The sequence below is a fragment of the Pseudomonas sp. USHLN015 genome, from assembly GCF_037153275.1.
Taxonomy (GTDB): Bacteria; Pseudomonadota; Gammaproteobacteria; order Pseudomonadales; family Pseudomonadaceae; genus Metapseudomonas; species Metapseudomonas tohonis.
The window spans coordinates 92,935-117,889 of the sequence record NZ_JBBCKP010000006.1 but is presented as its reverse complement, the minus strand read 5'-3'; the positions used below and the strand labels follow the sequence as shown (position 1 = coordinate 117,889).

Here is a 24,955-nt window from a genome sequence, read left to right as displayed (position 1 = left end):
GGGCCTTGCGGGCTGCGGACGGGCCTGTGGGGCCGTGGCAGGTGGTTCTCAGGCGGCCAGGCTGGCTGGCCGGTGGCGCGTGGGCGGGTAGCCGCGGCGGCCGGATGGGCGGGGTGGGCCCGGGCGGATTATAGAAAGCGCTGGAAAACCACGGCAAGGGGCCTCGGCCAGGGCCGTGGGAGGCTCAGGCGCGCCAGGCCAGCACGCGCTGCACGCGGTTCTCGCCGGACTGCAGGATCTCCAGGCGGTAGGGGCCGATCTTCAGGCACACGCTGGCGTCGGGAATCTGCTCCAGGGCTTCGGTGATCAGGCCATTGAGGGTCTTGGGCCCCTCGCAGGGCAGGTGCCAGCCGAGCACGCGGTTGAGCTCGCGCAGGTGCAGGGAGCCGTCCAGCTCGAAGCGGCCGTCCTCCTGGGGGTGGATCGCCGGGTTGGGCGCGAGGTCGTCGAGGCTGCCGAACTCGCCGATCAGCTCCTGGAAGATGTCCTCCAGGCTGACCAGGCCGATCACGTCGCCGTATTCGTCGACCACGATGCCGACGCGGCGTTGTTCCTTCTGGAAGTTCACCAGCTGCGTGAGCAGCGGGGTGCTTTCCGGCACGAAGTAGGTCTCGCGGCAGGCCGCCAGCAGGTCTTCGGCGCTGACACCGTCCTGGGGCAGCAGGCGGGCGACCTGGCGGATATGCAGGATGCCCTCGATCTGATTGATGTCCTCGCGGTACACCGGCAGGCGCGTGTGGGTGGCGGTGCGCAACTGCTCGAGGATGCGCTCCGGCGGCTGGCTGATGTCGACGCCCTGGATCTCGCTGCGCGGGACCATGATCGCGGCGATGGTGACGCGTTGCAGGGCCTCGGTCAGCGTGGAGGGCAGGCGTGGCGTTGCTTCGGGGTCGACCTGCACCGGCTGGCGGCGCCGGCGCGACAGGCTCCAGGCCAGCACCGAGCCGGCGAGGCAGGCGAGCAACAGCCCGAGCAGCAGGCCGGCGGTGAATCCGTCGATGGGCATCTCAGATGTGCAGGATGAATTCGCGGACCAGCTTGCTGCCGAAGTAGGCGAGCATCAGCAGGCAGAAGCCCGCCAGGGTCCAGCGGATGGCCTTGTGTCCGCGCCAGCCCAACTGGTGGCGGCCCCACAGCAGCACGGCGAATACCACCCAGGCGATGCACGACAGGATGGTCTTGTGGGCCAGGTGCTGGGCGAACAGGTTCTCGACGAACAGCCAGCCGGAGATCAGCGACAGCGACAGCAGGGCCCAGCCGGCCCAGAGGAAGCCGAACAGCAGGCTCTCCATCGTCTGCAGCGCCGGGAAGTTGCGGATCAGCCCGGAGGGATGCTTGTGCTTGAGCTGGTGGTCCTGGAGCAGCAGCAGCAGCGACTGGAACACGGCGATGGTGAGCATGCCGTAGGCCAGGATCGACAGCAGGATGTGCGCCAGGATGCCGGGCTCCTCATCGATCGCCTGCACCGTCCCGGAGGGGGCGAAGGCGGCCAGGAGCACCGTCAGCAGCCCCAGTGGTAGAAGCAGCAGGAGCAGGTTCTCCACCGGTATCCGCGAGATGGCCAGCAGTGTGAGGAGGATCACGGCGGCGGCGATCAGGCTGGCGGCGTTGAAGAAGTCGAGGGTCAGGCCCACCGGTGTGATCAGCTGGATATATAGGCTGAACGCGTGGGCGACGAGTGCCAGGGCGCCGAGCGACACGAGCAGGCGTTTGTCCGGCGCGGCGCGCTGGCGAAGGCGCAGGCCCTGGTAGGTGGTGGCGCCCGCGTAGAGGAAGGCAGCCAGGAGGCTGGGCAGCAGAGGGTGCATAAGTCCTTGTAAGGCAAGCCCGAAAGGCGCTGAGTGTGGCACAGATGGGGGCGCTCACGAAAGACCGCAGGCGGTGTCGGCGCAGCCCGCACTTCGCTATAATCCGCCGCTTGCCGCAAGCTCACCCTCGGTTCGGACGAACCTGAAAGGAACGTGCATGTTCGAAAATCTTACAGACCGCCTCTCACAGACGCTGCGCCATGTCACCGGCAAGGCCAAGCTGACCGAGGACAACATCAAGGACACCCTGCGCGAAGTCCGCATGGCCCTGCTCGAGGCCGACGTCGCCCTGCCGGTGGTCAAGGACTTCGTCAACAAGGTCAAGGAGCGCGCCGTCGGCACCGAGGTGTCGAAGAGCCTGACGCCGGGCCAGGCTTTCGTGAAGATCGTCCAGGCCGAGCTGATCGAGCTGATGGGCGCGGCCAACGAGGACCTGTCCCTGGCCGCCGCGCCGCCCGCCGTCGTGCTCATGGCCGGCCTGCAGGGCGCGGGCAAGACCACCACCGTCGGCAAGCTGGCGCGCTTCCTCAAGGAGCGCAAGAAGAAGTCCGTGCTGGTGGTCTCGGCCGACGTCTACCGTCCCGCGGCGATCAAACAGCTGGAAACCCTGGCCGCCGATATCGGCGTGACCTTCTTCCCCTCCGACATCAGCCAGAAGCCGGTGGACATCGCCGAGGCGGCGATCCGCGAGGCCAAGCTGAAATTCATCGACGTGGTGCTGGTGGACACCGCCGGTCGCCTGCACATCGACGGCGAGATGATGGCCGAGATCCAGGCGCTGCATGCCGCGATCAAGCCCGTCGAGACGCTGTTCGTGGTCGACGCCATGACCGGCCAGGACGCCGCCAACACCGCCAAGGCCTTCGGCGAGGCGCTGCCGCTGACCGGTGTCGTGCTGACCAAGGTCGACGGTGACGCCCGTGGCGGTGCCGCGCTGTCGGTGCGCGCTATCACCGGCAAGCCGATCAAGTTCCTCGGCATGGGCGAGAAGAGCGAAGCGCTCGATCCCTTCCATCCGGACCGCATCGCCTCGCGCATCCTCGGCATGGGTGACGTGCTCAGCCTGATCGAGCAGGCCGAGCAGAACATGGATCGCGACAAGGCCGAGAAGCTCGCGAAGAAGATCAAGAAGGGCAAGGGCTTCGACCTCGAGGACTTCCGTGACCAGCTGCAGCAGATGAAGAACATGGGCGGCCTGGGCGGCCTCATGGACAAGCTGCCGATGCTCGGGGGCGTCAACCTGGCGCAGATGGGCAACGCCCAGGGCGCGGCGGAGAAGCAGTTCAAGCAGATGGAGGCCATCATCAACTCGATGACCCCCGCCGAGCGCCGCGACCCGGAAGTCATCAGTGGCTCGCGCAAGCGCCGCATCGCGCTCGGCTCCGGCACCCAGGTGCAGGATGTCGGCCGCCTCATCAAGCAGCACAAGCAGATGCAGAAGATGATGAAGAAGGTCACCGCCAAGGGCGGCATGGCCAAGATGATGCGCGGCATGGGCGGCATGTTCCCCGGCGGCGGCATGCCGAAGATGTGATTGAAAGGCGCGCCAGGCGATGGCCGACGGGCAGCTCATGAGCGCCTGGTGGCCTGAAACCTGTGGCTTGCAGCGGCCACCGACAGGTGGCTCGCAAAAGAGATTTGCAATCGGCCGGATAATCCTTAGAATATGCGGCCTTTCGGGCCCATGGCCCATGTGTGTGCACAGCTTGAAAAGCACCGACTATAGGAACGAAGTTCAATGGTAACCATCCGTCTTGCTCGTGGCGGCTCCAAGAAGCGCCCCTTCTACCACCTGACCGTGACCAACAGCCGCAATGCGCGCGACGGTCGCTTCGTAGAGCGTATCGGCTTCTTCAACCCGGTCGCCTCGGGTGCTGAAGTGAAGCTCTCCGTGAACCAGGAGCGCGCCACCTACTGGCTGAGCCAGGGCGCCCAGCCGTCTGAGCGCGTTGCTCAGCTGCTGAAGGAAGCTGCCAAGGCTGCTGCCTAAGCAACTTTATGAGCACGACGCCGGCACAGGCCGAGGATCTTATTGTTCTCGGCAAGATTTTCTCGGTGCATGGCGTACGTGGCGAGGTGAAGGTGTATTCCTTTACCGACCCGCTGGATAACGTGCTCGATTACCGCCGTTGGACGCTCAGGCGTGACAACGAGGTAAAGCAGGTCGAATTGGCCAGTGGACGCTTGCATGGCAAGGTCCTGGTGGCAAAGCTGAAGGGTCTCGATGATCGCGAAGTCGCTCGTACTTACGCGGGCTTCGACATTTGCGTGCCCCGTAGCGAGCTGCCGGAACTCAGCGATGACGAGTACTACTGGCATCAGTTGGAAGGTCTCAAGGTCATCGACCAGCAAGGGCAACTGCTCGGCAAGGTCGATCATCTGCTGGAGACCGGCGCCAACGATGTGATGGTGGTCAAGCCCTGCACCGGCAGCCTCGATGACCGTGAGCGCCTGTTGCCCTATACGGAGCAATGCGTGCTGGCGATCGACCTGGAAACAGGCGAGATGCGGGTGGACTGGGACGCTGACTTCTGAGCTGCATGACATGAAAAGCATGCAGGTCGAGGTCATCAGCATCTTTCCGGAGATGTTCGCCGCCATCAGCGAATACGGCATCACCAGCCGAGCGGTAAAGCAGGGTCTGCTCAAGCTGACCTGCTGGAACCCGCGGACCTTCACCGAGGACCGCCACCAGACGGTGGACGACCGGCCCTTCGGCGGTGGCCCGGGGATGGTGATGAAGATACAGCCCCTCGAGCGGGCCCTGGCAGCAGCCAAGGCATCGGCAGGGGAGCAGGCGAAGGTGATCTACCTTTCGCCGCAGGGCCGGCAGCTCAAGCAGGAGGCCGTGCGCGAACTGGTCCAGTCGGAATCCCTGATTCTGATCGCCGGTCGCTACGAAGGTATCGACGAGCGCTTCATCGAAGAGCACGTCGACGAGGAATGGTCGATCGGCGACTACGTATTGTCCGGCGGTGAGCTGCCGGCAATGGTGCTGATCGACGCGGTGACGCGGTTGTTGCCCGGCGCGCTGGGCCATGCGGACTCCGCAGAGGAAGACTCCTTCACGGACGGTCTCCTCGATTGCCCGCACTACACCCGACCCGAGGTGTATGCGGACAAACGTGTTCCCGATGTGTTGCTCAGTGGCAACCACGAACACATCCGGCGTTGGCGTTTGCAGCAGTCCCTTGGTCGGACCTGGGAACGTCGTGCCGATCTTCTGGATAGCCGCTCGCTTTCTGGAGAAGAGAAGAAGCTGTTGGCGGAATACATCCGCCAGCGGGACGATAGTTAACGTATCGATGGCAGGCCGGCGGCTTGTCTTAGGAGCGCAGCGATGACCAACAAGATCATTCAGCAACTCGAAGCTGAACAAATGAACAAAGAGATCCCGGCTTTCGCCCCCGGCGACACCGTGATCGTGCAAGTGAAAGTGAAGGAAGGCGACCGTCAGCGTCTGCAGGCCTTCGAAGGTGTTGTCATCGCCAAGCGCAACCGCGGCCTGAACAGTGCTTTCACCGTGCGCAAGATCTCCAACGGCGTTGGCGTAGAGCGTACCTTCCAGACCTACTCCCCGCTGGTCGACAGCCTGAGCGTCAAGCGCCGCGGTGACGTGCGCAAGGCCAAGCTGTACTACCTCCGCGACCTGTCCGGCAAGGCAGCTCGCATCAAGGAGAAGCTGGTCTAAGTACCGCTTCCCTCAGAAGCCCGCCCCGGGAAACCGCGGCGGGCTTTTCATTGGGCGCGGGAAAGTCGGCTCGCCCGTCGAGCCTCTGCTGTGCGAGGGCAGCCAGGCGTGCCGTCCGAGCCTGCGCCCGATCACGCCTGCCCTGGGTTGCGGTTCGGGGCTCAAGCGTTGTCCATGACTTCCGCCAGGCAGCATTCCAGGCGTTCCAGCTCGAATTGCAGCTCGGTGAACTGCGCGGCCAGCGCGTCATCGCTCGCGTGGTTTTCGCACAAGGCTTCCAGTGCCTCGCAATGGCTGATCAGGGGATGTGCCTGGACGATCTTCGCGGCCCCCTTGATCTTGTGCGCCACCTCTGCGATCGCCGGCCTGTCGCCCTTGTCGATGAAGTCCCGCATCAACGCCAGATCGCTCTGGTTGCTGCGCAGCAGCGTGTCCAGCAGGCGGGTGCGCAGCGCCGGGTCGCGGCCGGCCAGGTACTCGAACTCCCGCAGGTCGCAGGGAGAGGGCAAGGGTTCGGGAACCTTGGCCTGCGGCTCCATGCCGGCCAGCAGGGCGGCCAGGTCAGCCAGGCTGATGGGCTTGAACAGGCAGGCATCCATGCCCGCCTGGCGGCATCGCTCGTGTTCCTCGTTCTGTGCGTTGGCGGTGTAGCCGATGAAGCGGCAGGGTGCCAGCGCGTCGCGCCGTTCCTGCTGGCGCACCGCGCGGGCCAGGTCGTAGCCGTTCATGACCGGCATGTTGCAATCGCTGATCACAAGGTCGAAGCGCTGCCGTTGCCAGAGCTCCAGCCCGCCGGCGCCATCCTGGGCGTCGCAGACCCGGTGGCCGAGAAAGAGCAATTGCTGCTTGAGCAACTCGCGGTTGGCCGGGTGATCGTCCACCACCAGGATGTCGAGGCGTCGCTCGGGAGCGGTGATCCGTGCAACCGATGGCATGTCGATGCGGGGCAGGGGGGTGAGCACCTGCAGGGTCAGTTGCACCGTCACGCAGGTGCCTTTGCCGGGCTTGCTGGACATGTCGATGCTGCCGCCCATCATTTCGCAGAGTGTCCGGCTGATGACCAGCCCCAGTCCGGTTCCGCCCAATGTATTGGTGCCCTGGTGGCGCCCCTGGCTGAAGGGCTGGAACAGCTGAGCAAGCTCATCCGGCTCGATGCCCGGGCCGCTGTCCTCAACCTGCACGGTCAGCTCCAGGCGTTTGTCCTGGCAGGGCTGTCCGGATATCCGCAGGCCTACCCGGCCGCGCTCGGTGAACTTGATGGCGTTGCTCACCAGGTTGGAGAGCACCTGCTTGAAACGCACCGGGTCCAGCAGTACCTCGACGCAAGCCCTCGGGTCGAACTCCAGTTCCAGGGAGAGGTTCTTCTGCCGAGCCAGGCCGTCGAAGACGCGTACCACGTCCTCCACCTGTTCGCGCAGGTTGCAGCGAACTGGGCTGAGTGTCAGGCGACCGGATTCGATGCGGGCGATGTCGAGGATGTTGCCGATCAGCTCCAGCAGGCCATTGGCCGAGTCGTGGGCGATCTCGATGGCCGGGCGGTCCAACTGCCCCTGGTCGGCGCGCTGCAAGGCCAGTTCGAGCATGCCGATCACCGCGTTCATCGGCGTGCGAATCTCATGGCTCATGGTCGCGAGGAACGTGCTCTTGGCGCGGCTGGCTTCATCGGCACGTTCCTTCGCCTCCTGCAGGTCGGCCACCAGGCGCAGGCGTTCGGTTATGTCGATCCAGCCGGCGACCACGCCCCGGATGATGCCCCGGGAGTCGCGGAAGGGCTCGATCCAGTGAAAGATGCTGAATGGCCCGTCTGGATGCTTCAGCCGGCGGTCGGCTTGCAGGCTTTCTCCGCTTTCCATCACGCGACGGTAGTCCTCCAGCAGATGCGGGGTGCAACCGTCGTCGTCGAAGATGCCCTCCAGCGGCAGCGCTCCGATCGCCTTTTCGCGGTCGATGGAGAGTGCTGCCAGGTAGTTGTCGTTGCACAACAGGAGGCGGTTGTCGCGATCGCGTACATAGATGGGGTGCGGGGTCCCGTTGATCAGGGTCTCCATCAACTGCAACTGGTCGTTCAGCGCATGCTCGGCGGCCGCCCTCAGCTGCATCTGGCGACGCAGGTAGATGTTCCAGACCAGCGACACACTCAGCAGCAGCCCGACCACGCCCCCCACCTGGTAGATGAGCCGCTCGTAGTCGCGCCAGGTCGGCCTGGCCACCTCCACCGTGGAGCGCCAGCGCTGGTTGACCAGTACCCCCAGTTCGTCCGGTGGGATGTTGACCAGCGTCTTGTCCAGTACCGACAGCAGCTCCAGGTCACCGCGCCTGAGCGCGAAGGCGGTGGCTTCGAGCAACTGCGGCACCACGTCGGATATCCACAGCTGCTCGTCGAAGAAGCGCTGCACCAGATGCTCGGCCACGGTGCCCGGAATGATGCTGGCATCGACTTTGCCCTCGGCCGTTAGCGTCAGCGCCTCATGCATCGAGTCCAGCTCCACGGGTACGGCACGGGGGTAGTGCTCGTGGAGCCATTGGTGCAGTCGCGGGTCGCGGGGCGTTGCGATGCGCTTGCCGTCCAGCGATTCCAGCTCCGCCGAATCGACGTTGTCGCGGCGGCTCACGATGACCAGTCCCGCGTTCATGTAGGGACGTGTGAAGGCCAGCCCCTGCACGTTCTCGATCGCCGGGTTCAGTGCGCCTATCAGGTCGGCCTCGCCGGACCTGAGCTTCTCGATCATCTCCTTCTGGCTGCTGGTGCGGATGATCTCGAAGCGCAGCCCGGTGCGCATGCGCACCTGGTCCAGCACGTCGGCGGTGATGCCGTGGTAGTTGCCATCGCTGTCGAAGAAGCTCACGGGCGACAGGTTGCCGAAGGTGGCGATGCGCAGCACCGGATGCTGCAGCAGCCAGCGCTGCTCCTGCTGGGTGAACACCAGGCTTGCGTCCGACAGCAGCGGGCCGTTGCCACCGCTCCAGCGCTTGAGCAGTTCGCTCTGGCGTTCCGGCGGGATGCTGGCCAGCGCGGCGTTCACCACCTTGCGCAGTTCCGGCTGGTCATTGCGCATGGCGAAGCCGAACCCGCCGCTGGGCATCTTGCTATAGCCGGCGAGTCGCAGGGGGCCGGCCTGGCTCTGGTTGAGCAGGTAGTTCGCCACCACCAGGTCGCCCAGGTACAGATCGGCGCGGCCCAGGGCCACCGCGCGCAGGGCGGAGCGGGGGTCGACCGCGGTGCTGACCCGCGCCAGCGGATAGTGGGCGCGGATCCGCTCCACCGGCTGGTAGTCGGCGGACATCACCAGGTGCATGCCCACCAATCCCGGTGACAGCGGCCGGCGCTCGTCGTCGCGGCTGACCAGCACCGGCTGGTCGGGTGCGTAGGTGTCGCTGAGCAGCAACTGGCGGTTGTTCGTCTCGAACGAGTTGGAGGCGCTGAGCAGGTCGACACGGCCCTCTTCCAGGGCCCGCAGTGCCTCTTCCCGGCTGGAGTAGCGCAATACCTTGATGTCGATGCCGAGCTTGTCGGCGATGACCCCGGCGACATCGGCGGTGAGGCCCTCGAAATCCCGCCCGCTGGTGGTGATGTCGAACGGCGGCAGGTCGTTGCCGATGCCCAGGCGCAGCTCGCGCTTGTCCCGCAACCAGCGCCAGTCCTCGAGATCCAGTTCGGCCTTGGCATCGGTGGCCAGGGGGCGGCCGAGGAGGGGGAGTTGTTCCCCGGCCGGGAGGTTCGCTGTCAGCCCGGCGAGGAGCACGCCGACGAGGACGCCTGGCAGCGTGCGGGCGAGTCGCGTTCTGTGCATGGGGCTTCCTTATTGGCGGGGTTGCGGGAACCGCCGGGTCGAACTGCGGTGGCAGCGGAAAATAGCCCATTCCGCTCACGCTGGAGCCACCGCAAATGCTGCTTGGGAAATGTCCCCAGGTGGTTGCGCATGGTTCCTACAAGGGATGCTCTGAAGGCCGATGGGCAGGGCTCTGGGGTCGCCGGCATCCAGGGGCGTTGCCTTTCCGGTAAGGGAGCGGTGAGCGAGGCGCGAAAGGCCCTTTCGCCCTGGCGCGGAGTACGAGAGGTGAGGCTGCGGGGTGGAGCGGGCTGTGGAATAATCGCGCCGCCGCAGGGGCACGACCCACGGCTTTTCCCACGAAATGACCGTCAACTGCGGCCATCGGGAACCGATCTGCCCGTCCGACCGCGCACAACAACGACAACAGACACCGCACGGGTGGCAGCCACATTGGGTTTCATTCAGGTAGTAGTGGCATGACCCCGAGAGAGCAAGAAATCGCCCGGCGCACAGCCTTGTCCGAAAGCCGCGTGACCAAGGCGGTGTTCCCGCCGACCACCAACCACCACAACACCCTGTTCGGCGGCACGGCGCTGGCCTGGATGGACGAGGTGTCCTTCATCTGCGCGACGCGCTTCTGCCGCCTGCCGCTGGTGACGGTTTCCACCGATCGCATCGATTTCAAGCACCCCATTCCCGCCGGCTCCATCGTCGAGCTGGTCGGGCGCGTGGTGAAGGTGGGCAACACCAGCCTCAAGGTGGAGGTCGAGGTGTTCGTCGAGAGCATGTACGAGAACGGCCGCGAGAAAGCCATCACCGGCGTGTTCAGCTTCGTCGCCATCGACGACCAGAAGCGCCCGGTGCCGGTACTGCCGGAGGTGGCATCAGCCGCCGAAGCCGCCGCCTGACCCGGTGCAGGCCCTGCCCGCCGGGTCGCGGGCCTGGCCATCAGTGCCGCAGGGCGATCTTCAGCGAGGCCTGGGAGAGGTCGATGTTGCTCAGGGTCAGGCTGCCGAAGCTCTGGCCCTGAGGTGCGCCGGCGACCCGCACATTGTCGAAGCGCAGCTCGCCGATGGAGCTGGGCAGGCGCACGTTGATCGAGCCGTCGGGGTTGACGGTCGAGCGCATGTGGCGGGTGTCGTAGACCACGTCCTTCATCGAGGTTTCGGCTTCCAGGCTGTCGAGCACCGGCATCACCAGGCGGCTCAAGGCCTTCACCGTGGCGATGCCGTCACCGCCTTCGGCCTGCACGAACAGACCCTGCAGCACCTCATCCAGGCCCTGGGCGCTCACATCGCTCATCTCGGCGTCGCTCAGCGGGCGCAGGCCCTTGGGTGTGTGCTGCTGGCTGATGGCGCTGGGTGTCTGCTGGATGTCGGCGCTGGCCATCTGGAAGGGGCTCATCAGCGCTGCTACCAGGGTCGCGGCGAGGCGCAGATTGCTCTGTTTCTTCAAGGCCCGGTCGAGTTGCCGGCGGCTCAGCAGGCCCTGTTCGATCAGCACCTCGCCGAGACGCTTGTTGCTGGTCAGCTGGAGTTTGATGGCAGCGTCCAACTGCTGGCTGGTGATCAGTCCCTTGTTGACCAGGATCTGGCCAAGGCGTGATTTCTGCTGATTCGACATGGGTGTGACCGGTGGGGGAGTGGTGGCAAGGTGAAATCATCCTCCCGTAGGAAGAGGCTGTCACCAAACAAAGGATAGGCTTACATGACCGCCTGTCCATGTGCCTAGGACGTAGCCTCCTCGCCGTGCCTCGCAGCCGCCTGGCCGTCTTTCTCGACCAGCGCCACCAGGCTCCAGCCGGCCTCCGGTTTCAGGGGCGCCTCCGCGCTCGCCAGGTGCACCCAGCCGCGCGGGTCACGGGCCAGCAGCAGCACCGCCTGGTCGCCGTTCAGGGCCCGGTAGGCGTTCCAGTCGAAGCTCGTGGTCAGGGTGGTCGTGCGGATCTCCGCGCCCCGGCTGAGCTTGCTGGCGAACTGCGGGTAGCTCAGTGCCGGCGAGCCCAGCGGCCGCCCGCGCACCTGGTCGCTGGCCCGGTGCTTGTCGGTGCGCCGGCTCTCCGCGCCGCTGGGCAGCGTGAAGCGGCGCAGGGCGGGGAAGTCGTGACGGAAGCGCATGCAGGCCAGGGCGTTCATCTCGCTGGAAGGGGAGAGCGCCAGCAGGTGGCCAAGCCCGACCAGGTCGAGGTGCGCGTCGGCGTGCTGCGAGGTGGGGTTGCCGAAATAGGTGGGCAGGTTGTCCATGCGTGCGGCGCGGATGTTCTCCCAGCTGGAATCGGTGAGCAGCACGCGGCTGCCCAGTTGCTGCAGCGCCTTGCCGATCTCCCGTGCCACGGGGTTGGCGCCGATGATGAGGAAGCCCGCCGGGGCCGGCTCCGCGACCTTCAGCAGGCGCGCCAGCGGGCGGGCCGTGGCGCTCTGCAGCACCACGGTGCCGATGATCACCAGGAAGGTCAGCGGCACCAGCAGGTGGGCCTGGTCATTGCCGTGCTGCTGCAGGCGCAGGGCGAAGATCGCCGACACCGCCGCGGCGACGATTCCCCGCGGCGCGATCCAGGCCAGCAGCGCGCGCTCGCGCCAGCCCAGGGGCGAGCCGAGGGTGCAGAGCGCCACGTTCAGCGGCCGCGCGATGAACTGGATCACCGCCAGCAGCACCAGCGTCGCCGGCCCCAGGGCGATCAGCGCCGCCAGGTCGAGGCGCGCGGCGAGGAGGATGAACAGCCCGGAGATCAGCAGCACGCTGAGGTTCTCCTTGAAGTGCAGGATCGGCTTGATATCCACTCCGCGCATGTTGGCCAGGCCCATGCCCATCACCGTCACCGCCAGCAGGCCGGATTCGTGCACCAGCAGGTTGGCGCCGATGAACACGCCCAGCACTGCGGCCAGGGCCGCGAGGTTCTGCAGGTACTCGGGCAGCCAGTGGCGCCGCAGCACCGTACCGAAGGCCCAGCCGCCGAATGCACCGAGCAGGCAGCCGCAGGCGATCACGCTGGCGAAGGTCGCCAGGCTCTGGCTCCAGCCGCCCTGGTCGCGGCTGACGATGAAGCTGAACACCACCACCGCCAGCAGCGCGCCGATGGGGTCGATGACGATGCCTTCCCAGCGCAGGATGTTGGCGATGGAGCTGCGCGGGCGCACCACGCGAAGCATCGGCACGATCACCGTCGGCCCGGTGACCAGCGTCAGCGAGCCGAACAGCAGCGCCAGGTCCCAGGCGAAGCCCAGCAGCAGGTGCGTTGCCAGCGCGATCACCGCCCAGGTCACCAGCGCGCCCAGGGTGACCATGCGGCGCACCACGGTGCCGATTTCCTTCCACTCGGAGAGGTGCAGCGTCAGGCTGCCTTCGAAGAGGATCAGCGCCACTGCCAGGGAGGTGAGGGGGAACAGCAGCGGGCCGAACAGCGCCTGCGGGTCCAGCACCCCCAGCACCGGCCCGGCGAGAATGCCCGAAAGCAGCAGGAAGAGAATGGCCGGCAGGCGCAGGCGCCAGGCCAGCCACTGGCTGCCGAGGGCGGCCAGGCCGATGCCGCCGAGGGCGAGGAGGATTGCGGTTTCGTCCATCAGGACTCCTTGTCGCTGGTGAAGGGCGGGACGCTTGTGGAAGACTAGACGCCGTTCATCCCGTCAGCGTTCCGCCATGCCTGCCCTCGACCACCCCCTGATCGACCGTTTCCTCGACGCCCTGTGGCTGGAAAAAGGCCTCTCGCCCCATACCCGTTCCGCCTACCGCAGCGACCTGGCGCACTTCAACGCCTGGGCGGTGGAGCGCGGAGCCAGCCTGCAGCACGCCGGTCGCGACCTGATCCTCGACCACCTGGCCTGGCGCCTCGAACAGGGCTACAAGGCGCGCTCCACCGCACGCTTCCTCTCCGGTGCGCGTGGCTTCTATCGTTTTCTCCTGGCCGAGGGCCTGATAGCCGAGGACCCAACCCTGCAGGTGGACCTGCCGCTGCTCGGGCGGCCGCTGCCCAAGTCGCTGTCCGAGGCCGACGTCGAAGCGCTGCTGGATGCCCCGGAGCTGGACGACCCCATCGGCCTGCGCGATCGCGCCATGCTCGAGGTCCTCTATGCCTGCGGCCTGCGGGTCAGCGAGCTGGTGGGGCTGACCCTGGAGCAGGTCAACCTGCGCCAGGGCGTGGTCAAGGTCTTCGGCAAGGGCAGCAAGGAACGCCTGGTCCCGCTGGGCGAGGAAGCCATCGCCTGGATCGAGCGCTACGTCCGCGAGTCGCGGCCCTTCCTGCTCGACGGCAAGCCCAGCGACGTGCTCTTCCCCAGCCAGCGTGGCGAGCAGATGACCCGGCAGACCTTCTGGTACCGCATCAAGCACCAGGCCAAGGTCGCCGGTATCGCCAAGTCGCTGTCGCCCCACACCCTGCGCCACGCCTTCGCCACCCACCTGCTCAACCACGGCGCCGACCTGCGCGTGGTGCAGATGCTGCTGGGGCACACCGACCTGTCCACCACGCAGATCTACACCCACATCGCCCAGGCGCGGCTCAAGGACCTGCACGCCCAGCACCATCCTCGTGGCTGAGCCGCGCGTCCCGCCCGATTGGCCCCCTGCGCGCACCGGACATCCCCGCCGTACCTCCGTTCGGCTCTCTGGCGCGGTGCCGCGGGGCTTCTGTGATAATCTTCGGCATCCGCCCGAATGTCGCCGCTCCACAGGAGTAACCATGCGCGTGACCCGACTTTTCGCAGCCATGGCCCTTGGCCTGGTCAGCACCTTCAGCCTTGCCGACGATCCGGACCAGGCCATCCGCAAGACCCTCGACGGCCTCGAGCTGGGCCTGCCCATCGAATCCATCGGTGAAAGCCCCATGAGCGGCATCTACCAGGTGCAACTCAAGGGCGGTCGCATGCTCTACACCAGCGCCGACGGCCAGTACCTGATGCAGGGCTACCTCTATCATGTGAAGGACGGCAAGCCGGTGAACCTCACCGAGCAGTCCGAAAGCCGCTCCATCGCCAAGGAGATCAACGCCATCCCCGAGAGCGAGATGGTGGTCTTCGCGCCCAAGGAGCCGGCCAAGGCGCACATCACCGTGTTCACCGACACCGATTGCGGCTACTGCCAGAAACTGCACAGCGAAGTGCCCGAGCTCAACCGCCGCGGCATCGAGGTGCGCTACGTCGCCTTCCCGCGCCAGGGCATCGGCAGCCACGGCTACAACAGCCTGGTCAGCGTCTGGTGCAGCAAGGACCGCCAGGCCGCGATGAACAAGGCCAAGTCCCGCGAGGAACTCCCTGCCGCCACCTGCAACAACCCGGTGGCCAAGCAGTTCGAGCTGGGCCAGATGATCGGCGTCAACGGCACGCCGGCCATCGTCCTCGGCAACGGCCAGATGATCCCGGGCTACCAACCGGCTCCGCAGCTGGCCAAGATCGCCCTGGAAGCCAAGTAACTCGGGCTCCCGGCGCGCATCACATCGATTGACCAAAAATCAGCCGCTTCGTAAAGTGCGGCTCTTTTCCACGGCCGGGACCATGCCCGGCCGTTTTTCGCAGTGAAGATGGGGAGTTCAGCGTGAAGCCGGTAAAAGTAGGCATCTGTGGCCTGGGGACCGTCGGTGGCGGCACCTTCAACGTACTCAAACGCAACGCCGAGGAGATCGCCCGCCGTGCCGGGCGCGGAATCGAGGTTGCCCAGATTGCCGCCCGTCGCCCCAATCCGAAGTGTGAAACCGGTACCACCCCCATCACCGCAGACATCTTCGAGCTGGTCGACAACCCGGAAATCGACATCGTCATCGAACTGATCGGTGGCTACACCCTGGCCCGCGACCTGGTGCTCAAGGCCATCGACAACGGCAAGCACGTGGTCACCGCCAACAAGGCGCTGATCGCCGTGCACGGCAACGAGATCTTCGCCAAGGCCCGTGAGAAGGGCGTCATCGTCGCCTTCGAGGCCGCTGTCGCCGGTGGCATCCCGGTGATCAAGGCGATCCGCGAGGGCCTGTCCGCCAACCGCATCAACTGGCTGGCCGGCATCATCAACGGCACCGGCAACTTCATCCTCACCGAGATGCGCGAGAAGGGCCGTGCCTTCGACGACGTGCTCAAGGAAGCGCAAGCGCTGGGCTACGCCGAAGCCGACCCGACCTTCGACGTCGAAGGCATCGATGCCGCCCACAAGCTGACCATCCTCGCCTCCATCGCCTTCGGCATCCCGCTGCAGTTCGACAAGGCCTACACCGAAGGCATCTCCAGGCTCACCAGCGCCGACGTCAACTACGCCGAGGCCCTGGGCTACCGCATCAAGCACCTGGGCGTGGCCCGTCGTACCGACAAGGGCATCGAGCTGCGCGTGCACCCGACCCTGATCCCGGCCGACCGCCTCATCGCCAACGTCAACGGCGTGATGAACGCCGTCATGGTCAACGGCGACGCCGCCGGCAGCACCCTCTACTACGGCCCCGGCGCCGGCATGGAGCCCACCGCCTCCGCCGTGGTCGCCGACGTGGTCGACGTGGTCCGCGCGCTGACCGCCGACCCGGAGAACCACGTACCGCACCTGGCCTTCCAGCCGGATTCGCTGTCCGACCACCCGATCCTCCCGATCGACGCCTGCGAGAGCGCCTACTACCTGCGCATCCAGGCCAAGGACCACCCGGGCGTACTGGCCCAGGTGGCCACCATCCTGTCCGAGCGCGGCATCAACATCGAATCCATCATGCAGAAGGAAGTCGAAGAGCAGGACGGACTGGTGCCGATGATCCTGGTTACCCACCGGGTCGTCGAAGCGCGCGTTAACGACGCCATCGCCGCACTGGAAGCCCTCGACGACGTGGCCGGCAGCGTAGTCCGCATCCGCGTCGAACAGCTCAATTAATTTGGAGCGGGAAGCTCCAAGCCATAAGCCGCAAGTGGGCGTACCGCTTGCAGCTTGAAACTTGCAGCTTGCCGCTCAAACCGAAGGTTTGTACCCATGCGCTATATCAGTACCCGCGGCCAGGCCCCGGCCCTGAACTTCGAAGACGTGCTGCTGGCCGGCCTCGCCACCGACGGCGGCCTCTACGTACCGGAAAACCTGCCGCGCTTCACCGTCGAGGAGATCGCCTCCTGGTCCGGCCTGCCGTACCACGAGCTGGCCTTCCGCGTGATGCGCCCGTTCGTTGCCGGCAGCATCAATGACGCCGACTTCAAGAAGATCCTCGAGGAGACCTACGGCGTCTTCGCCCACAATGCCGTGGCGCCGCTGCGCCAGCTGAACGGCAACGAATGGGTGCTGGAGCTGTTCCACGGCCCGACCCTGGCCTTCAAGGATTTCGCCCTGCAGCTGCTGGGCCGCCTGCTCGACCACGTGCTGTCCAAGCGCGGCGAGCGCGTCGTGATCATGGGCGCCACCTCCGGTGACACCGGTTCGGCCGCCATCGAAGGCTGCAAGGCCTGCGAGCACGTCGACATCTTCATCATGCACCCGCACAACCGTGTGTCCGAGGTGCAGCGCCGGCAGATGACCACCATCCTCGGCGAGAACATCCACAACATCGCCGTGGAAGGCAACTTCGACGACTGCCAGGAGATGGTCAAGGCGAGCTTCGCCGACCAGGGCTTCCTCAAGGGCACCCGCCTGGTCGCGGTCAACTCGATCAACTGGGCGCGGATCATGGCCCAGATCGTCTACTACTTCCACGCGGCCCTGCAGCTCGGTGGCCCGGCCCGCTCCGTGGCCTTCTCCGTGCCCACCGGCAACTTCGGCGACATCTTCGCCGGCTACCTGGCGCGCAACATGGGCCTGCCGATCAGCCAACTGATCGTCGCCACCAACCGCAACGACATCCTGCACCGCTTCATGAGCGGCAACCAGTACGTCAAGGACACCCTGCACCCGACCCTGTCGCCCTCCATGGACATCATGGTCTCGTCCAACTTCGAGCGCCTGCTGTTCGACCTGCACGGCCGCAACGGCGCCGCCATCGCCGGCCTGATGGACACCTTCCGCCAGGGCGGCGGCTTCAGCGTCGAGCAAGACCGCTGGACCGAAGCGCGCAAGCTGTTCGACTCCCTCGCCGTCACCGACGAGCAGACCTGCGAAACCATCGCCGAGGTCTACGCGGAATGTGGCGAGCTGCTGGACCCGCACACCGCCATCGGCGTCCGCGCCGCGCGTGAATGCCGCCGCAGCCCGTCCATCCCCATGGTCACCCTCGGCACCGCGCACCCGGTCAAGTTCCCGGAAGCGGTGGAGAAGGCCGGCATCGAAGCGGTCCCGGCCCTGCCGCCGCACCTCGCCGACCTGTTCCAGCGCGAGGAACGCTGCACCGTCCTGGCCAACGACCTGAAGACCATCCAGGGCTTCGTCGCCGCCCACGGCAACCGCGGCAAGCCGCTCTGACCTAAGCGGCAATGAAAAGCCCCTGGCGAGTGATCGCCAGGGGCTTTTTCGTTTCTCCCGCCCGGGTCAGTCGCTGCTCTCTTTCCCCTCCGCGTCCTGTTCCGGCAACGTCGGCATACCGTTCTCCGGCTGGAACGAGATCACCCACGGTGTCCCGTCCACCGGTGCGAGCACAGGCACTTTGCCGGGGTTGTAGGACGGATGGATATTGAAGTCGATACGGTAGTCGATCTCCCTGAGGGTGGGCCGCGTTTCGTTGATCACCTTCCAGGCGGTGCTCAGAGGGTCGTTCTGCCCGTGGGGGATTTTCTGGAAGAACATAAAATCCTTGTCCAGCGGGCTCTCATTGCGGATCTCGATTTGGTATTTCATATCCCTGCTTCCCATGTCCATCGAGCCCCTTCACGGGGCGGGCACTGATCATGGGCCAGTCCCCGCCCCATTGCCGATTGATGGCCGTTCACAGATGCAACCGGCAAGCCCCGCGATCGCTCGCCGGGCCGCTTCAGCTGGCGCTGAATTCGAAGGTCCACAAGCCGCCAGGGCGGGTGAGGTTCACGTCCACTTCGGTGGCGGTGATGGGCGCCACGTACTGGGTCATGTCCGAGAAGTTCTGAACGATATAGGTCTGCCCCGCCAGCGGTGCGGAGGCCACCATGAAGTAGAACTGGCCCGGCACCATCTCGAAGCTCACCGTCATGTTCAGGTCCACCTTGGGCATGCTCACCACCGGATGGCCGCCGACATACCAGTTGCAGGTGAACTGGATGAAGGGGTTGGTCTGGTTGATCACGCCGCACTGCTGCGGGGTGAGCTTTTGCTGCGCCAGCGATGTCGGTGCCGGTTGCAGGCGCGGAGAAAGCCCGCCGGGGCTGACCGCCTGCAGCAACTGGCCGGGCTGGACGGCCACGCGTGCGGAGATGATCTGCTCATCCGGGGTATCGCCCGAGCTGGAGAGATCGGTCTCGATCTGGTCCTCGTAGCTGAATTGCTCCGTGGACCCCGCCGAACCGGTCAGCACCCGCCAGGCATGGATGTCGTAGTCGCGCTGAGGGTTCTGCGGCTTGAGGAAGACCAGAACGGTTTTCCCCTCCATGTCCTCTACATCGAAATGCACGTTGAAATTGATCATGGTCCCTGTCTCCTTGGTTCCGTCGTCGCCCCGGCCCCTGCCTGGGCTGGCGTTGATGATGGAGCAGGAACGGCCACTTTGCCGAGTAATTGTGCGCATCGTAGCCCGGGCTTCAGCCCGGGAGCCTGCCCGACGAAAAAGCCCCCGGCGATCGCTCGCCGGGGGCTCCTTTGCTGCGGATTGCGCGCGGGTCAGCGGGCGAGGAAGTCGAAGGTCCACAGCCCGTTCGGGCGGATGAGGGTAACGTCCACTTCGGTGGCAGGGATGGGCACCACGTATTGGGTCATGTCCGAGAAGTTCTGAACGATGTAGGTCTGCCCCATCATAGGCGGCGGGGCCACCAGGAAGTAGAAGTTGGGTTCGTACTCGAAAGTTACGGTCATGCGCGAGTCCACCTTGGGCATCGTTACCACCGGGCGGCCGTTGACGTACCAGTTGCTGTCGAACTGGATGAAGGGGTTGGTCTTGTTGATCACGCCGCACTGCTGAGGGGTGAGCTTTTCCTCGGCCAACGAACGGGGAGCGGGTTCCAGATGCGGCGACAGGTTGCTCGGGCAGACGGCCTGCAACAAGTTACCCGGCATGACGGCCCTGCGCTCGGAAACGATCAGGCTGCTGGCCCTCTCTCCATAGCTGGAAACGTCGGTTTCGATCTGTGGCTCGTAGTCGAACGACTCGGTCGACCCGGCCGCGCCGTCGAGCACCTGCCAGGCGTGGATGCGGTAGTCGCGCTGCGGGTTCTGCGGCTTGAGGAAGACCAGCACGGCCTTGCCCTCCATGTCATCGACGGCGAAATTCACGTTGAATCTGGTCATGGTCCCTGTCTCCTTGGTTCCCTGGATGCCCCAGCGAATGCCGTTGCAGGCGTTGATAATGGAACAGGAATAACCGTTTTGCCGAGTAATTGTGAGCGCCGTAGCCCGGGCTTCAGCCCGGAAGCCGTTTTAACCAAAAGCCCCCGGCGATCGCTCGCCGGGGGCTCCTTTGCTGCGGATTGCGCGCGGGTCAGCGGGCGAGGAAGTCGAAGGTCCACAGGCCGTTCGGGCGGGTCAGGGTCACGTCCACCTCGGTGGCGGTGATGGGTGCCACGTAGCGGGTCATGTCCGAGAAGTTCTGCACGATGTAGGTCTGCCCGATCATGGGCGGGGTGGCGACCATGAAGTAGAAGTTGGGCTCGTACTCGAAGCTCACGGTCATGCGCGAGTCCACCTTGGGCATGGTCACCACCGGGCGGCCGTTGACGTACCAGTTGCTGTCGAACTGGGTGTACGGGTTGGTCTTGTTGATCACGCCGCACTGCTGGGGCGTCAGCTTCTCCAGCGCCAGCGAAGTGGACGCCGGTTCCAGCTGCGGCGACAGGCCGCTGGGGCTGACTGCCTGCAGCAGTTGGCCGGGCAGGATGGCGCGGCGCCCGGAGATGATCTGGTTGCCGGCCTTCTCGCCGAGACTGGTCACGTCCGTCTCGATCTCCGCCTCGTAGTCGAAGGACTCCGTGGCGCCGGCCGACCCGGTGAGCACCTGCCAGGCGTGGACCCGGTAGTCGCGCTGCGGGTTCTGCGGCTTGAGGAAGACCAGCACGGTCTTGCCCTCCATGTCGTCCACGGCGAAGTTCACGTTGAAAGTGGTCATGGTTCCTTTCTCCTTGGTTCCGTTACGGCCCCGACACCTGTCCGGGCCTGTTTCCATGACGGCCCATCCGCCGGCCTGTGAACGCTGCATTGCGCTGGCGCCGTGCGGCGGTCCGGCGTCACGGATGCGGCGGCCTCCCGTCATTGCTGCTGGGCACCTACCGCCCAGACAGATGAAGGAGATTCGCCATGGAATGCTTCAAGAACACCCTGCCCCTGGGGTTGCTGGCCGCCTGCTGCAGCGTGCCGGCGCTCGCCCAGATCAACTGCGCGCCCGGTGCTCCCGGGGTCAACCCGCTGCCGGTGCAGATGGGCGCGGGGCTCGCCAACAGCCGGATGAACCCGCAGATCAACCAGCGCCACATCTTCTGCGGCGAGATCAACGGCGCGGGGAACGCGGTGGGCTTCCACTCGCGGCCCAACAGCCACGACCCACGGGTGGGCGTGGGGCCGATGGCGCCCTTCGCCGCGCAGATCACCGCCGGGCAGCAGTTCTTCGTGCAGCCCGGCGCGGCGCATCCCGCTCCCTATCGCTATCGCGGGCTGGGGGTGCAGATCGTCAATGGCGCCGGGGCCATGGTCTTGAAGGCGCCCCCGCCCGGTGCCTCGACCTTCTACCCCGACAGCTGCAGCCAGCAGGAGGTGATCGAATCGATCCGCTACGCCTACACCCACCCGTTCCAGGCCATCGGCCCGGGCGCCGGCGCCAACTTCTTTACCGGCCCTTCGGCTCCCTCGGTGGCGGCGGCGGGCTACTGCGTCGGTGAGGCGGGCACTCCCTTCACCATCGGCGGCTACGTCAACCAGATCGGTGGCCTCTGGTTCCTCAATACCGCCTACCCGATCGGCAACTTCTGATCGTTCGGCCCGCCCCTTGGGGCGGGCCTCCCGTCCAGCGGCTCAGCCTTCGTTACCCGCCTCGCACAGGGCGCCAAGCCAATCGCGCAATTGCCGGCGTGCCAGTTGCACGCGCTTGCGCAGGTTGGGTTCGCTGACGTGCAGCAGGCTCGCCAGTTCCACGTACTCCACACCGCAGATGCAGTGCTGTTCCAGGGCCTGGCCGAGGTTGGGCGGCAGCCGGTTCAGCGCCTTGTCCAGCACCTCCACCGCCTCCTGCAGGCAGGCCTGGCGCTCCGGGCCCAACTGGTGCGGCTGCCAGGCCGCGTTGTCGTGCAGTTGCTGGTCGAGCCAGTCCAGGTTGCAGGTGAGCGGCGTGCTGCGCAGCCGGTCGATGCAATGGTTGCTGGCCACCCGGCGCAGCCAGGCCGGCACATTGTCGATGCCGTCCAGCCGCCCCGGTTCGCGCAAGAGCAGGGTGAACAGGCGCAGGCGCAACTCGCTGAGCGCGTCCTCGGCGTCCTGCGGGTTGCGCGTCAATTGCTGGCAGCGCTTGCGCATCAGCGGTTCGTGGTCGATGAGAAATTTCCATAGCAGTGTCCTCTGCGTGCCTTGCTCCAGGCTCGCGTCCAGGTTGCTCGCCATAATCATTCCGTGATCCTTCTAAACGCCGGGGGCGGAGGTGCTGCACTGGCAGTCCTTGCCAGACCGGTCGAAGCAAGCAGGACGAAGGCGTGCCCGGGTTTGTGAAGCGGTTTCTAGCCGGCGGGCTGATCGGGCCGGGCGACAGGGGAGGGCATTTCAGGAGCAGGTGCAAGGAGGCCGTGGCGGGTGGCGCGAGCGGCGGGTCGAGGGTGATGGCCTAGGCCTGCGGGCCGCCTGGCGGGAGGACAGCCGGAGCGCTGTCCATGGCGTGCTCCAGCATCGGCGGGACGGCCTGGAGCTTCGGCAGACTGGGGGAGGGCACGGTCGAACGGCGGTGCCTTGAACGCGCCTACCGCAACCGGCTGGAGCGTGCGGATGGCGACGACGTTGCTGCCTGCGGCCGGGAAATGGCCGGCAAGGCGCAGTTCGAGTCGTCCATCGCCATGAGCTGTCGGGGGCGCTACAGGGCTTCGCGGCCTTCGACGGTCAAGCGGCTCGACGACCTTGGCCGTGCCAGGCGCATGCGTTCAACGCATCGCCAGGGCGCTCCTCGCTAAAGGCCTGCTGGACTTGGGCTGCCCACCGCCTGAGCGAGTTCATTTGCGAGAGACCTCCCACCCTCACGATCCACCCGGCATAAACCCTAGGGGCGATTTCAATCGCCCAGGGGCAACCCCGTTGCCCCAAAGGCCCCTCCCGACGCCGGGAGGGGCCCGGCTCAGGTCAGCTCTTCCACAGCGCCAGCTGCTCCAGCTTCATCAATTGCCAGAACTCCTGCTGGTTGCTGCGGCACAGGTCCACCATCGCATCCATCAAGGCGCCTTCGCCGACCTCATCCAGGTAGGGCCCTGGGATGCCCTCGCGCAGGCCTGCGTTGTCCCGGATGATCTCGGCGATCACATGCACGGTGTTCAACCGAGACTCCATCCGATCCACCCACTGCCGCAGCCGGCGTTCTGCCACCTCCTGGCTCATACCGACACCTCCTGGCCGCCGGCCATGAACAGCGGCAAATCCCGCCAGGCCACCCACAACTCACCTTGCCAGCGCACTACACCCAACTGCCGGCCCTCGTAGATCAGCGTTTCGCGAATGGGTGCCGCATCGGGCGTGCGGTGATAGTCATGCAGCGTCGGCACCAGCACCTCGTTCACCCAGCGGCCCACATTGCCGTGCCTGGGCGTGCCGAACTGGAACAGCGCCCGATAGGCGCCGATATCGCTGATCACCACCACCTCTTCATGGAAGCCGTCGGTGTAGCAGAGGGCGAGGGTTTGCTGCTGGTGAGGCTCCAGGGCCGGGAGCAAGGGGAGGGCATCGGCGAGGCCGATCAACTGCGCGAAATCATGGGCGACGAACCAGGGCTGGTTGTCGACCATCACGGCGCGCAGGCGTTGGTGGTGGTGATAGAAAACGAGGGGGGTGAAAGCGTTTTTCATGGCGAATAGTCCTTTGCTGAGTTCATCAGCTGCCACCATTCGCTGTCATTCGAAGGGTGGCAGATCGCGCAGGGTTGACAGACCGGGCAAAGGAGCCGGCAGACCCGAGGGTCTCCCCACGCGATCTGCCATAGAGCCATGCAGTGGAAAACTGCATGCGAGCAAGAGCCTGCAAAGAACGTTCGCCGTTCTTCGCATGCACCTTGCGGCGCAATCGCGCCTTTGCATCGGGCTGTCAAACCCGGCCACGGGTTTTACCGTGGCTGGGGGAGGATAGGGAGGAGGGAGTGGGAGGGCAAGGGTGTGGCAGTGGTTCGCCGGATGGATCGCGCGGGTGAATCAAACCAACAGCTGATGACTCTGCTGCTCGCGACTGGCAGTTATCGGCCAGCAGCCGTGATTCAGGGTCAATGACTATTGGCTCCAAGTTGCCCGTCAGGCTCAAAGCAGATAGTCAAAAAGACAATAATGAGTTTCTGAGTAGCTAACCCCCGATATGGCTTTTTCACTGGATGTCCGGAAGACATATGGCCGAACGGTTTCGCATACGTTTGATGTTTGAGTGGGGAGGCGGCGCATTGTGGTGCGGGAATGAGGCTGCGTTAGCAGAATTTTCGGTGGGATCAATCGAAGAGAGGCTTCCATTGAGCGCCGCTACCCTTGAGCGTCTAGGCGAGATGACACGCTGGCACGACACAGCTCTGGCCTGGGGCTCTCCAACAGATCCAAGCCCTTGGGACGCGGTCGAGTCCAGGGAATTTGACGATGCCGCCGAGGCTCTGCTCGCGGTTATCCAAGAGGAGCTGGGGGCTGGCTTTGAAGTGGTCTATGAAAGGCTCTAGTCCAATGGGGTGACTGGAGCCAGGGCGTAGCTTGGGCTTCAGCCTTGGCCAAGGATTCCGGCCAGCGTGCCTTTCCCACCATTGATCCGAAACCCGCCATGGCCCCGAACCCAAGCCCTGGAGCGGTTGCCCAACGGACGTATCATCGGCACACAACCCTCTGCGAGGTAAGGCCATGAAGCTCTTCCGTTGTGCGCTGCTTGCCCTGGTGGCGAGCGGAGCGATATCCGCGCTGGCCGCCGAACCGAACGGGCAGCAGACCATCCGCGTCATCCCCAAGACCTACGTCAGCCCCGGCGCCAGCGGCAGCGTCGACACCTACCAGCGCAGCCAGAGCTACGACGTGTACGGCGGTCAGCGCGTGCCCAGCGACATCAACTCCACCCGCAGCAGCTCCGGCTACAGCAGCCAGGACATCCAGCAGCGGGGCGGCATCCGCCAGACCACCGAATACCCCAACGGCCTGATCATCGAGCGGGTGCCGGGGCAGGGCACCACGCAGTACTACCGGCGGGAGTGATCCGTCGTTGTCCCTGGGAGCGAATTCATTCGCGATGCCGGGCCGCCGGCCTGTCGCGGATGTACCCGCAACCCGCGTCATCGGTCCACCAACCGAGTCATGCCGGGCGTCGCTGGTGGATGAAAAAAGCGCCATCCACCCTACACATTGGTCATGTCCCTGCCGCTCCTGTGGGAGCGAATCCATTCGCGATCGTTTTCTCCCGGTGGCACCTCTGCCCCGACCCCCCGTTTCGCTTGCCCCTCTCGACGCGAACAGGCTGCGAAAAAAAGCCTGCGGGCGAGCGCCGGGGGCTGAATTGGC

24 protein-coding genes and 1 pseudogene are annotated in these 24,955 nt (G+C 65.5%); 13 read left to right on the top strand and 12 right to left on the bottom strand.

Annotated elements, in window-relative coordinates:
- Nucleotides 1–184 precede the first annotated feature (184 nt).
- Nucleotides 185–847: pseudogene (locus WFQ67_RS13680) on the bottom strand (transporter associated domain-containing protein); the annotation flags it as partial.
- Nucleotides 848–1,007: 160 nt separating this feature from the next.
- Nucleotides 1,008–1,808 (bottom strand): cytochrome C assembly family protein, encoded by an 801-nt coding sequence (locus WFQ67_RS13675; RefSeq protein ID WP_213626096.1) that lies wholly within the window; start codon nt 1,806–1,808, stop codon nt 1,008–1,010.
- Between the two features lie 157 nt (nt 1,809–1,965).
- Here WFQ67_RS13675 and ffh point away from each other — a divergent pair, with 157 nt between their 5' ends.
- The 5 genes from ffh (at nt 1,966) to rplS (ending at nt 5,499) form a co-directional block, all read left to right on the top strand.
- Nucleotides 1,966–3,342 carry a signal recognition particle protein gene (gene ffh / locus WFQ67_RS13670; protein WP_111263568.1) on the top strand — a complete coding sequence of 459 codons (1,377 nt, stop codon included), beginning with the start codon at nt 1,966–1,968 and terminating at the stop codon, nt 3,340–3,342.
- A 204-nt stretch (nt 3,343–3,546) separates the two neighbouring features.
- Nucleotides 3,547–3,798, top strand: a complete 252-nt coding sequence (gene rpsP / locus WFQ67_RS13665; protein ID WP_021220791.1) for a 30S ribosomal protein S16 — start codon at nt 3,547–3,549, stop codon at nt 3,796–3,798.
- 8 nt (nt 3,799–3,806) lie between these two features.
- Nucleotides 3,807–4,343 (top strand): ribosome maturation factor RimM, encoded by a 537-nt coding sequence (gene rimM, locus WFQ67_RS13660; RefSeq protein ID WP_111263570.1) that lies wholly within the window; start codon nt 3,807–3,809, stop codon nt 4,341–4,343.
- A 10-nt stretch (nt 4,344–4,353) separates the two neighbouring features.
- On the top strand, nt 4,354–5,106 hold the full coding sequence (gene trmD, locus WFQ67_RS13655; RefSeq protein WP_213626095.1) for a tRNA (guanosine(37)-N1)-methyltransferase TrmD: 753 nt from the start codon (nt 4,354–4,356) through the stop codon (nt 5,104–5,106).
- Nucleotides 5,107–5,148: 42 nt separating this feature from the next.
- Entirely contained in the window at nt 5,149–5,499 is a 351-nt protein-coding gene (gene rplS, locus WFQ67_RS13650) for a 50S ribosomal protein L19 (protein ID WP_111263571.1), read from the top strand.
- A 161-nt stretch (nt 5,500–5,660) separates the two neighbouring features.
- On the opposite strand, the gene WFQ67_RS13645 is transcribed toward rplS, so the two are convergent.
- The gene (locus tag WFQ67_RS13645) at nt 5,661–9,290 is read right to left on the bottom strand and encodes a transporter substrate-binding domain-containing protein (protein WP_337057190.1); all 3,630 of its coding nucleotides are present in this window, start codon (nt 9,288–9,290) and stop codon (nt 5,661–5,663) included.
- A gap of 458 nt (nt 9,291–9,748) precedes the next feature.
- Between WFQ67_RS13645 and WFQ67_RS13640 the strand changes: the two genes are divergently transcribed.
- On the top strand, nt 9,749–10,180 hold the full coding sequence (locus WFQ67_RS13640; RefSeq protein WP_173172971.1) for an acyl-CoA thioesterase: 432 nt from the start codon (nt 9,749–9,751) through the stop codon (nt 10,178–10,180).
- 40 nt (nt 10,181–10,220) lie between these two features.
- Here WFQ67_RS13640 and WFQ67_RS13635 read toward each other — a convergent pair whose 3' ends face one another.
- Together WFQ67_RS13635 and WFQ67_RS13630 are read right to left on the bottom strand one after the other, a co-directional pair.
- Nucleotides 10,221–10,895, bottom strand: coding sequence for a hypothetical protein (locus WFQ67_RS13635; RefSeq protein WP_213626092.1), 675 nt, complete (start codon nt 10,893–10,895; stop codon nt 10,221–10,223).
- 104 nt (nt 10,896–10,999) lie between these two features.
- Complete coding sequence (locus WFQ67_RS13630) at nt 11,000–12,832, bottom strand: cation:proton antiporter (protein ID WP_213626091.1); 1,833 nt, start codon at nt 12,830–12,832, stop codon at nt 11,000–11,002.
- Between the two features lie 76 nt (nt 12,833–12,908).
- Here WFQ67_RS13630 and xerD point away from each other — a divergent pair, with 76 nt between their 5' ends.
- From xerD to thrC, 4 genes are all read left to right on the top strand, one after another.
- Complete coding sequence (gene xerD, locus WFQ67_RS13625) at nt 12,909–13,805, top strand: site-specific tyrosine recombinase XerD (protein ID WP_173172977.1); 897 nt, start codon at nt 12,909–12,911, stop codon at nt 13,803–13,805.
- A gap of 142 nt (nt 13,806–13,947) precedes the next feature.
- A complete protein-coding gene (locus tag WFQ67_RS13620; protein ID WP_111263577.1) occupies nt 13,948–14,676 on the top strand; it encodes a thioredoxin fold domain-containing protein in 729 nt (242 codons plus the stop codon).
- A 122-nt stretch (nt 14,677–14,798) separates the two neighbouring features.
- Nucleotides 14,799–16,103: a homoserine dehydrogenase gene (locus WFQ67_RS13615; protein ID WP_173172979.1), complete on the top strand. Its 1,305-nt coding sequence runs from the start codon at nt 14,799–14,801 to the stop codon at nt 16,101–16,103.
- Between the two features lie 96 nt (nt 16,104–16,199).
- On the top strand, nt 16,200–17,609 hold the full coding sequence (gene thrC / locus WFQ67_RS13610) for a threonine synthase (RefSeq protein WP_337057187.1): 1,410 nt from the start codon (nt 16,200–16,202) through the stop codon (nt 17,607–17,609).
- 66 nt (nt 17,610–17,675) lie between these two features.
- Here thrC and WFQ67_RS13605 read toward each other — a convergent pair whose 3' ends face one another.
- From WFQ67_RS13605 to WFQ67_RS13590, 4 genes are all read right to left on the bottom strand, one after another.
- Nucleotides 17,676–17,981: a hypothetical protein gene (locus tag WFQ67_RS13605; RefSeq protein ID WP_213626089.1), complete on the bottom strand. Its 306-nt coding sequence runs from the start codon at nt 17,979–17,981 to the stop codon at nt 17,676–17,678.
- Nucleotides 17,982–18,114: 133 nt separating this feature from the next.
- Complete coding sequence (locus WFQ67_RS13600; RefSeq protein WP_337057186.1) at nt 18,115–18,741, bottom strand: hypothetical protein; 627 nt, start codon at nt 18,739–18,741, stop codon at nt 18,115–18,117.
- 191 nt (nt 18,742–18,932) lie between these two features.
- Nucleotides 18,933–19,556 (bottom strand): hypothetical protein, encoded by a 624-nt coding sequence (locus WFQ67_RS13595; protein ID WP_213626087.1) that lies wholly within the window; start codon nt 19,554–19,556, stop codon nt 18,933–18,935.
- 190 nt (nt 19,557–19,746) lie between these two features.
- On the bottom strand, nt 19,747–20,370 hold the full coding sequence (locus tag WFQ67_RS13590) for a hypothetical protein (RefSeq protein WP_337057185.1): 624 nt from the start codon (nt 20,368–20,370) through the stop codon (nt 19,747–19,749).
- A 188-nt stretch (nt 20,371–20,558) separates the two neighbouring features.
- Here WFQ67_RS13590 and WFQ67_RS13585 point away from each other — a divergent pair, with 188 nt between their 5' ends.
- Nucleotides 20,559–21,227, top strand: coding sequence for an EndoU domain-containing protein (locus tag WFQ67_RS13585; RefSeq protein ID WP_337057184.1), 669 nt, complete (start codon nt 20,559–20,561; stop codon nt 21,225–21,227).
- Nucleotides 21,228–21,269: 42 nt separating this feature from the next.
- On the opposite strand, the gene WFQ67_RS13580 is transcribed toward WFQ67_RS13585, so the two are convergent.
- Nucleotides 21,270–21,857 carry an RNA polymerase sigma factor gene (locus WFQ67_RS13580; RefSeq protein ID WP_213626084.1) on the bottom strand — a complete coding sequence of 196 codons (588 nt, stop codon included), beginning with the start codon at nt 21,855–21,857 and terminating at the stop codon, nt 21,270–21,272.
- A 257-nt stretch (nt 21,858–22,114) separates the two neighbouring features.
- Here WFQ67_RS13580 and WFQ67_RS13575 point away from each other — a divergent pair, with 257 nt between their 5' ends.
- Nucleotides 22,115–22,408, top strand: coding sequence for a hypothetical protein (locus WFQ67_RS13575; RefSeq protein ID WP_337057182.1), 294 nt, complete (start codon nt 22,115–22,117; stop codon nt 22,406–22,408).
- Nucleotides 22,409–22,574: 166 nt separating this feature from the next.
- Here WFQ67_RS13575 and WFQ67_RS13570 read toward each other — a convergent pair whose 3' ends face one another.
- Entirely contained in the window at nt 22,575–22,766 is a 192-nt protein-coding gene (locus WFQ67_RS13570; RefSeq protein ID WP_337057181.1) for a hypothetical protein, read from the bottom strand.
- A gap of 56 nt (nt 22,767–22,822) precedes the next feature.
- Nucleotides 22,823–23,290 carry a BRO-N domain-containing protein gene (locus WFQ67_RS13565; protein WP_213626082.1) on the bottom strand — a complete coding sequence of 156 codons (468 nt, stop codon included), beginning with the start codon at nt 23,288–23,290 and terminating at the stop codon, nt 22,823–22,825.
- Nucleotides 23,291–24,307: 1,017 nt separating this feature from the next.
- Here WFQ67_RS13565 and WFQ67_RS13560 point away from each other — a divergent pair.
- Nucleotides 24,308–24,652 carry a hypothetical protein gene (locus WFQ67_RS13560; protein WP_337057180.1) on the top strand — a complete coding sequence of 115 codons (345 nt, stop codon included), beginning with the start codon at nt 24,308–24,310 and terminating at the stop codon, nt 24,650–24,652.
- The last annotated feature ends 303 nt before the right edge of the window (nt 24,653–24,955 follow it).

Coding starts and splice junctions, on each gene's coding strand:
- WFQ67_RS13675 (WP_213626096.1), bottom strand. CDS start 1,808: ATGCACCCTCTGCTGCCCAGCCTCCTGGCTGCCTTCCTCTACGCGGGC.
- ffh (WP_111263568.1), top strand. CDS start 1,966: ATGTTCGAAAATCTTACAGACCGCCTCTCACAGACGCTGCGCCATGTC.
- rpsP (WP_021220791.1), top strand. CDS start 3,547: ATGGTAACCATCCGTCTTGCTCGTGGCGGCTCCAAGAAGCGCCCCTTC.
- rimM (WP_111263570.1), top strand. CDS start 3,807: ATGAGCACGACGCCGGCACAGGCCGAGGATCTTATTGTTCTCGGCAAG.
- trmD (WP_213626095.1), top strand. CDS start 4,354: ATGAAAAGCATGCAGGTCGAGGTCATCAGCATCTTTCCGGAGATGTTC.
- rplS (WP_111263571.1), top strand. CDS start 5,149: ATGACCAACAAGATCATTCAGCAACTCGAAGCTGAACAAATGAACAAA.
- WFQ67_RS13645 (WP_337057190.1), bottom strand. CDS start 9,290: ATGCACAGAACGCGACTCGCCCGCACGCTGCCAGGCGTCCTCGTCGGC.
- WFQ67_RS13640 (WP_173172971.1), top strand. CDS start 9,749: ATGACCCCGAGAGAGCAAGAAATCGCCCGGCGCACAGCCTTGTCCGAA.
- WFQ67_RS13635 (WP_213626092.1), bottom strand. CDS start 10,895: ATGTCGAATCAGCAGAAATCACGCCTTGGCCAGATCCTGGTCAACAAG.
- WFQ67_RS13630 (WP_213626091.1), bottom strand. CDS start 12,832: ATGGACGAAACCGCAATCCTCCTCGCCCTCGGCGGCATCGGCCTGGCC.
- xerD (WP_173172977.1), top strand. CDS start 12,909: ATGCCTGCCCTCGACCACCCCCTGATCGACCGTTTCCTCGACGCCCTG.
- WFQ67_RS13620 (WP_111263577.1), top strand. CDS start 13,948: ATGCGCGTGACCCGACTTTTCGCAGCCATGGCCCTTGGCCTGGTCAGC.
- thrC (WP_337057187.1), top strand. CDS start 16,200: ATGCGCTATATCAGTACCCGCGGCCAGGCCCCGGCCCTGAACTTCGAA.
- WFQ67_RS13605 (WP_213626089.1), bottom strand. CDS start 17,981: ATGAAATACCAAATCGAGATCCGCAATGAGAGCCCGCTGGACAAGGAT.
- WFQ67_RS13600 (WP_337057186.1), bottom strand. CDS start 18,741: ATGATCAATTTCAACGTGCATTTCGATGTAGAGGACATGGAGGGGAAA.
- WFQ67_RS13595 (WP_213626087.1), bottom strand. CDS start 19,556: ATGACCAGATTCAACGTGAATTTCGCCGTCGATGACATGGAGGGCAAG.
- WFQ67_RS13590 (WP_337057185.1), bottom strand. CDS start 20,370: ATGACCACTTTCAACGTGAACTTCGCCGTGGACGACATGGAGGGCAAG.
- WFQ67_RS13585 (WP_337057184.1), top strand. CDS start 20,559: ATGGAATGCTTCAAGAACACCCTGCCCCTGGGGTTGCTGGCCGCCTGC.
- WFQ67_RS13580 (WP_213626084.1), bottom strand. CDS start 21,857: ATGATTATGGCGAGCAACCTGGACGCGAGCCTGGAGCAAGGCACGCAG.
- WFQ67_RS13575 (WP_337057182.1), top strand. CDS start 22,115: ATGGCGTGCTCCAGCATCGGCGGGACGGCCTGGAGCTTCGGCAGACTG.
- WFQ67_RS13565 (WP_213626082.1), bottom strand. CDS start 23,290: ATGAAAAACGCTTTCACCCCCCTCGTTTTCTATCACCACCACCAACGC.
- WFQ67_RS13560 (WP_337057180.1), top strand. CDS start 24,308: ATGAAGCTCTTCCGTTGTGCGCTGCTTGCCCTGGTGGCGAGCGGAGCG.